Raw genomic sequence first — 259 nt, 5'->3', positions numbered from 1 at the left:
CGCGAACACAACGCGGGGCAGCGACAAGCACCCCCGCTGCCACCACGACCTGACCACGGCCCCCAGCCTCCCGTTCCCGGCCGAATCTCCGGTGATCCAGGCTCAGCACCTGCTTGCCACCTGCATCGACACCGGCAGGGCCGACTTCGGGATCTACGCGGCCGACCCCCAGCCAGCCCGGGTCGCCCTCGCCGACATCCGCGCGCTGGCCGCCCGCTTCCTCATGGTCACCTCCCGGGCAGCGGATCTGATGTCCGAC

At 71.4% G+C, this 259-nt stretch carries 1 pseudogene; it reads left to right on the top strand.

Features of this window, described 5'->3' with window-relative positions:
- Nucleotides 1–259: pseudogene (locus C6N31_RS43020) on the top strand (hypothetical protein); the annotation flags it as partial.

The organism is Streptomyces fildesensis (genome assembly GCF_016107395.1).
Lineage (GTDB): Bacteria > Actinomycetota > Actinomycetes > Streptomycetales > Streptomycetaceae > Actinacidiphila > Actinacidiphila fildesensis.
The sequence above is the reverse complement of the archived record's forward strand: the minus strand, read 5'-3'. Positions and strand labels throughout refer to the sequence as shown.